Source organism: Anaerovibrio slackiae, from assembly GCF_009695585.1.
GTDB lineage: Bacteria > Bacillota > Negativicutes > Selenomonadales > Selenomonadaceae > Anaerovibrio > Anaerovibrio slackiae.
The window spans coordinates 38,982-45,542 of the sequence record NZ_VUNR01000025.1 but is presented as its reverse complement, the minus strand read 5'-3'; the positions used below and the strand labels follow the sequence as shown (position 1 = coordinate 45,542).

Here is a 6,561-nt window from a genome sequence, read left to right as displayed (position 1 = left end):
ATACATAGTCCGGCTCACATTTTAACTCGGTCAGCATTTTGCTGGTCTGCTTGTAAGTCACGCTTGTTTTTGAATTTGTCCATGCTTCTTTACGGATATTCAAAAACCTGTTATACACAAACCTGGCACATCCCAGTGTCTGATTGATTAGCTGTTGCTGTTGTTTAGTGGGATATATTCGATACTGATAGCCTTTTTGCTGTAACACATCGTTCACCTCCTGTCACTTATTATTATATCACCACTATGTTCTATTGTCCACCTCAATTACTTGCGTAAATTCGGTGGACGTGGCATTCATCTCCCGCCTATAGAGGCAGGGAGTTTTCTGCCACATTAAGATAAAAATCTTACTGGCAACCTTTTCCACCTTTTCCAAAATCTCCTCAATCTTTTCCAATACAGATGCTGAATATACAATCTCTCCGCACTGGTCACATTTCCAGCAAGGAACATTCTCAATAATCACATAGCAGCCTTGCATCTGAGTAAAATATGTTCCTACATCCTTATTCATGATACCATTCCTGCAAATCAAGCACCGCATCTCATCCACCAACCTTCCTTGCCAAAAAATCAATAAGTGCTCTGATATATATATTCTTTGACTCATATTTTAAAATCTTGTGCCCATGATATCTTCAGCACCCTTCTTTCCATTATGCAACTCCCCATAAATATTATAGCAAAGCATAGTCACTTTAGGTAGTTTTGACATACTCCCAATGGCTAAAACTAGTGGATTCCAGGGTAAAGTCAGATTAGTTGCTACAGTTGCATAATAATTGAATGCAGTTGGATTATTTTGTTGTATCTGTTCAGACAAAAAGAAGGACAGGTGTGGCATGTACCCAAAGAAAACCTTGAGTGCAGCCTCGCTTCTTAGCGAGTGCGAGCATAAGCGATGCAGGAGCTTAGAAGCGCGAGGCGCAGGGGATGACGAAACCCTATTGACATGAATTAGTTTCGAGGATAAATCCTTGTATGCTAGGCGGAGGAGGAAGGCATGGTGGTTCCATGCCGACCGACGACAACAACGCAGACAAGGATTTAGACCGAAAATAATCATGGAGATAGGGTTTTGTCACCCCTCCGAGCGAGAGCGAGTTTTCTATGGGTACTGCCACTACCTGTCCCTTTAAAATGTCTGAACAGAGTCCACGAACTACCAAACTATTTCAGTCAGTATATGTACGAAGTAACAAACACCCACTACAACAAACTGAAATTAAACAAAAGCACTTATGAAAACCAATGAAACAGTTCTCATAAGTGCTTTATCACAAATCTAATTTACTTTTCTAATTGCTTTTTGTTCTTTTACTAGTTGCCGTTTACTTCGCCAGTCTTTCCAATGCCCAGTGAGCAATGTCATGGCGGAAGTGGGCATCCTTGAAGGAAATCTTTGCTACACCGGCATAAGCCTTGTCAACAGCTTCCTTGATGCCCTCTGCCTTAGAAACAACACCCAGCACACGGCCGCCGTTGGTGTAAATCTTCCCATCCTTGGCGGAGGTTCCGGCATGGAACACCATGCTTCCATCAGCTGCCACATCAGCAAGGCCGGTAATCTCGTCACCCTTGTTGTAGGACTTTGGATAGCCACCGGCTGCCATAACGATGCAGACAGCTGCCCCCTTGCTCCACTTCACCTCGGTCTCAGCCAGCTTGCCATCAATGCATGCCAGCATAACCTCAACCAGATCGCTCTCCAGAAGCGGCAATACCACCTGAGTCTCCGGGTCGCCGAAGCGGGCATTGAACTCAACAACCTTTGGTCCCTGCTCAGTCACCATCAGCCCGGCATAGAGGCAACCCTTGTACAGGCGTCCCTCTGCTTCCATAGCCTTGATGGTTGGCTCAAGGATTTCCTTCTGCACCTGGGCCAGAAGCTCAGGCGTTCCTACAGGAGCAGGTGCATAAGCACCCATGCCGCCGGTATTAGGTCCCTGGTCGTTATCAAAGACACGCTTGTGGTCCTGGGATGGAACCATCGGCAGGATAGTCCTGCCGTCGGTAAAGCACAGCACGGAAACCTCCTCGCCAGCCATGAATTCCTCAACAACCACCCGGCTGCCTGCACTGCCAAATGCCTTGTCACCCATGATTTCATCAATGGCACCAAGAGCCTCATCCAGCGTCATGGCAACGATAACGCCCTTGCCTGCTGCCAGGCCGTCAGCCTTGATGACGATAGGCGCACCCTCTGCCCTGATATATGCCTTGGCTGCCTCAGCCTCGGTAAATACCTCATACTTGGCAGTAGGGATGTTGTACTTCTTCATGAGATTTTTAGAGAAAGACTTGGAGCCCTCAATCTCAGCTGCTGCCTGCACCGGGCCAAATGCCTTGATACCTGCGTCATTAAAGGCATCCACAGCACCATTAGTCAAAGGCACCTCAGGCCCTACCACTGCCAGCTCCACATTCTTTTCCTGCGCCAGCTTTACCAGGGCAGCATTATCCGTAATGGACACGCCCTCAATGCACTCAGCCAGCTCCGCCATGCCCGGATTGCCCGGCACAGCATAAATCTTATCAGCCTTTTCGCTCTGTGCCAGCTTCCACACCAAGGTATGCTCACGGGCACCGCTGCCTACTACTAAAATATTCATTACTTGTTCACCTGCTCCATCAGATAGTTCTGAATGCAATTATCATACTCGGCAGTATGCTGGAAAGCCTCCTGTGCCAGCTGCATGCGGAGCATGCCGCCTACGCAGCCGTCCTTTGCCACACAAGCCGCAACCTCGTCATAGCGGGCCGGATTGGTGACAACGGTAACAAACTTGAAGTTCTTGGCTGCGGCACGAATCATGGCAGGGCCGCCGATGTCGATGTTCTCAATAGCCTCGGCAAGAGTAACATCAGGCTTGGAGATAGTCTCCTTGAACGGATAGAGATTTACTACTACCATATCAATGCCGGTAATCTTATGCTCCTGCATAGCCTTTACATGGGCAGGGTTATCACGAACAGCCAGGATGCCGCCGTGAATATAAGGATTCAGCGTCTTTACGCGGCCATCCATAATCTCAGGGAAGCCGGTAACATCGCTGACATAGGTAACGGGAATGCCTGCCTCCTTCAGAGCCTTCATGGTGCCGCCGGTGGAAACGATTTCCACACCTGCTGCATGCAGCTTCTGCGCCAGCTCTACTACACCTGTCTTGTCGGATACACTGATTAATGCACGCTTGATTTTCATAGTAGTTATCTCCTTTTGCACTTTATATATGAAAAATTATTCTTTTATACGAACATGGCGGTCATCCAGAAGCTCCAGCCTGCCATCGACGAACAGCTCAATAGCTCTCGGATAAAGAATATGCTCCTTCTCCAGCACACGGGCCGCCAGAGTTTCCTCCGTATCCCCGTCCAGCACAGGCACAGTGTCCTGCAAAATAATCGGGCCGTGATCCATGCCCTCATCCACAAAGTGGATAGTGCAGCCGGACACCTTAGTGCCGTAGGCCAGCACATCACGATGGGCATGAGCGCCCCCGAAGGACGGCAGCAGGGACGGATGAATATTCAAAATCTGATGCCTGTAGGCATCCACAAAATACGGGCTCAGGATGCGCATAAAGCCTGCCAGCACCACCAATGTAACATTGGCCGCCTTCAGCTCCGCCACCAGCTTTTCCTCGAATTCCTGCTGGCTGGCACAGGCCTTGCGGTTTACGCAGACGCTTTTGATACCTGCCTCGCTGGCCACCTGCAAAGCGCGAGCCTCCGGCTTGTCAGTGAGGACGATGCCGATTTCCGCCTTGATCTGCCCGGACTCAATAGCCGCCATTATGGACTGCATGTTGGAGCCCCGCCCGGAGCAAAGAATACCTAAAATATGCTTACTCATCAAATACGCCGCCCTTAACAATTACTTCATGACTTCCCTGGGTAACCTTGCCGATTTCATAAACAGCCTCGCCACGGGACTCCAAATCAGCCTTAATCTTCTCCGCCTCGTCAGCAGCAGCAATGATAATCATGCCGATGCCCATGTTGAAGGTACGGTACATCTCATGCCAGTCCACATTGCCCCATTCCTTCAAAAGCTTGAAGATAGGCGGTACCGGCCATGCCGTAGCATCAATCTCGGCACCCATATCCTCAGGCAGGGCGCGAGGAATATTCTCATAGTAGCCGCCGCCGGTCACATGCACCATGCCGTGAATATCAAACTTCTCAATCAGCGGCAGGCAGGACTTCGGATAGAGACGGGTAGGAGTCAGCAGCTCCTCGCCAATGGTCTTGCCCAGCTCATCAATGTACTCATCACCCTTGAAGCCCTTTACATCAAAGACAATCTTGCGCACCAGGGAATAGCCGTTGGAATGCACGCCGGAGGATGGCAGGCCGAGAATCACATCCCCTGCCTTTACCTTCTCGCTGGTGATAATCTTGGACTTCTCCACAGCACCTACCGCAAAACCGGCAATATCGTACTCGCCCTCTGCATAGAAGCCGGCCATCTCGGCAGTCTCGCCGCCAATCAGCGCACAGCCGGACTCCTTGCAGGCATTGGCCACGCCCTTGACCACATCAGCCACCTGCTCCGGCTCCAGCTTGCCTACAGCCAGATAATCCAGGAAGAACAAAGGCTCCGCACCCTGCACCAGAATATCGTTTACGCACATTGCCACAGCATCCTGACCGATGGTATCGTGCTTGTTCAGCATAAAGGCAAAGCGCAGCTTGGTGCCAACGCCGTCAGTGCCGGATACCAGCACAGGCTCCTTGTACTTGGTGCTCATGGCAAAAAGGCCGCCAAAGCCCCCAAGATCACCCAGCACCTCCGGGCGATAGGTAGCCTTTACGCTGTCCTTAATCAGCTTTACGGACAGATTACCGGCATCAATATCCACACCTGCATCTCGATAAGTCAGTTTCTTTTCCATACAATCCTCCAAAACAATTTATCACACGCGGCACAATATCCCCCGTGGCGCACAGCCCCGGAAATATTCTGCTCTCATCAGGCCATGCTTACTTTTTGCGCTGCTCAAAAACGTACTTGTCATGCTCCGCAGGAGATGCGGACTTCTGCTCGATAGGGTAGCCCCCGTCGAAGCAGGCATAGCACATGTGGTCAGGCCCCAGCTTCCTCATGCAGTGCTTCAGCCCATCCAGGGACAGGAAATGCAGTGAGTCAGCCCCGATATACTCGCAGATCTCCTCCACGCTCTTGGTGGCGGCAATCAGCTCCTTGCGGACAGATGTATCAATGCCGTAGTAGCAAGGATAAACAATCGGCGGCGAGCTGATGCACATGTGGATTTCCCTGGCACCGGCATTTCTCAGCATACGGACAATCTTGCCGCTGGTGGTGCCCCGGACGATGGAGTCATCAATCATCACCACGGACTTGCCCTGGACAGCAGAGGAAATGGCATTCAGCTTCAGCTTTACTGCCGTATCACGCTTTTTCTGGGTTGGCTGGATAAAGGTACGGCCAATATAGCGGTTCTTCACCAGTCCCTCCACATAAGGGATGCCGGATTCGTAAGCATAGCCGGAAGCGGCAGTATTGCCGGAGTCCGGCACGGAGATAACAATGTCTGCCTTGTAGTTGGTTTCCCTGGCCAGCACCCTGCCCATCTCAAAGCGGGCCTCGTGTACGCTGAGGCCGTCCAGCACGGAATCCGGACGGGCAAAGTAAATGTACTCAAACACGCACATGTTCAGCTTCGGCTCAGCAAACTTGTAACTCTTTACACCGTCATCGTCAATGACAACCATCTCGCCCGGCTCAATATCCCGGACAAACTCAGCCCCCACTACATCCAGGCCGCAGCTCTCGGAGGACAAAATCCAGGTATCATCACCGATTTTACCAAGGCACAGCGGACGGAAGCCCTGCGGGTCGCGGGCACCAATCAGCTTGTTCTCCGTCATGATGGTCAGGCAGTATGCACCCTCAATCTTATTCAGGCTCTCGCTGATTTTCTCCTCAACGGTGGCCTTGCGGGAACGGGCAATCAGGTTGACAAAAACCTCGGAGTCAATGGTAGTCTGGAAAATAGTACCTGTCTCCTCCAGCTCCCGGCGGATTTCCGTGGCGTTGGTCAGGTTGCCGTTATGAGCAAGGCTGATTTTGCCGCCGGAATAGTTCACCATCAAAGGCTGGGTATTGGCCAGCATGCTGGAGCCTGTGGTGGAATAACGCACATGGCCGATGGCGATGTACTGGTTGTCCATGTGAGGCACCTGATGGCGGAAAACCTCATTTACCAGCCCCATGCCACGGGTTACATCCATCCATGCACCATCAGTAATGGCAATACCGGCACTTTCCTGGCCGCGATGCTGCAGGGCATACAACCCCAGATAGGTCATACCGGAAACATCAGCTTCAGCAGAACGGGAATACACGCCATAGACGCCGCATTCCTCTTTCCACTTGTTTCCTTCAACTTCTACACTATACATTGTTGTTCTTTTTCTCCTAACCTTATTGTGAACCGCTTCTCCCATACTTTGTACTTCGTACTTTATACTTTATACTTTTTCAATATAGGCAGCAGTCTGTTAATATAATCGTTTATAGAGCTTTTGATT

The 6,561-nt window shown here is 50.7% G+C and carries 7 protein-coding genes; all 7 read right to left on the bottom strand.

What is annotated here, in order from left to right:
• A partial coding sequence (locus tag FYJ84_RS11265; protein ID WP_154407706.1) for a helix-turn-helix domain-containing protein occupies positions 1-208 on the bottom strand: 208 nt, incomplete at its 3' end.
• Between the two features lie 36 nt (positions 209-244).
• The gene (locus tag FYJ84_RS11260; protein WP_154407705.1) at positions 245-547 is read right to left on the bottom strand and encodes a type II toxin-antitoxin system MqsA family antitoxin; all 303 of its coding nucleotides are present in this window, start codon (positions 545-547) and stop codon (positions 245-247) included.
• A gap of 787 nt (positions 548-1,334) precedes the next feature.
• The gene (purD, locus tag FYJ84_RS11255) at positions 1,335-2,615 is read right to left on the bottom strand and encodes a phosphoribosylamine--glycine ligase (protein ID WP_154407704.1); all 1,281 of its coding nucleotides are present in this window, start codon (positions 2,613-2,615) and stop codon (positions 1,335-1,337) included.
• A complete protein-coding gene (locus tag FYJ84_RS11250) occupies positions 2,615-3,208 on the bottom strand; it encodes an IMP cyclohydrolase (RefSeq protein WP_154407703.1) in 594 nt (197 codons plus the stop codon). Before FYJ84_RS11250 ends, purD begins: the two co-directional genes overlap by 1 nt.
• A gap of 36 nt (positions 3,209-3,244) precedes the next feature.
• A complete protein-coding gene (gene purN / locus FYJ84_RS11245; protein ID WP_154407702.1) occupies positions 3,245-3,859 on the bottom strand; it encodes a phosphoribosylglycinamide formyltransferase in 615 nt (204 codons plus the stop codon).
• Positions 3,852-4,901, bottom strand: a complete 1,050-nt coding sequence (gene purM, locus FYJ84_RS11240; protein ID WP_154407701.1) for a phosphoribosylformylglycinamidine cyclo-ligase — start codon at positions 4,899-4,901, stop codon at positions 3,852-3,854. Before purM ends, purN begins: the two co-directional genes overlap by 8 nt.
• Positions 4,902-4,989: 88 nt before the next feature.
• The gene (gene purF, locus FYJ84_RS11235; protein WP_154407700.1) at positions 4,990-6,432 is read right to left on the bottom strand and encodes an amidophosphoribosyltransferase; all 1,443 of its coding nucleotides are present in this window, start codon (positions 6,430-6,432) and stop codon (positions 4,990-4,992) included.
• Positions 6,433-6,561 lie beyond the last annotated feature (129 nt).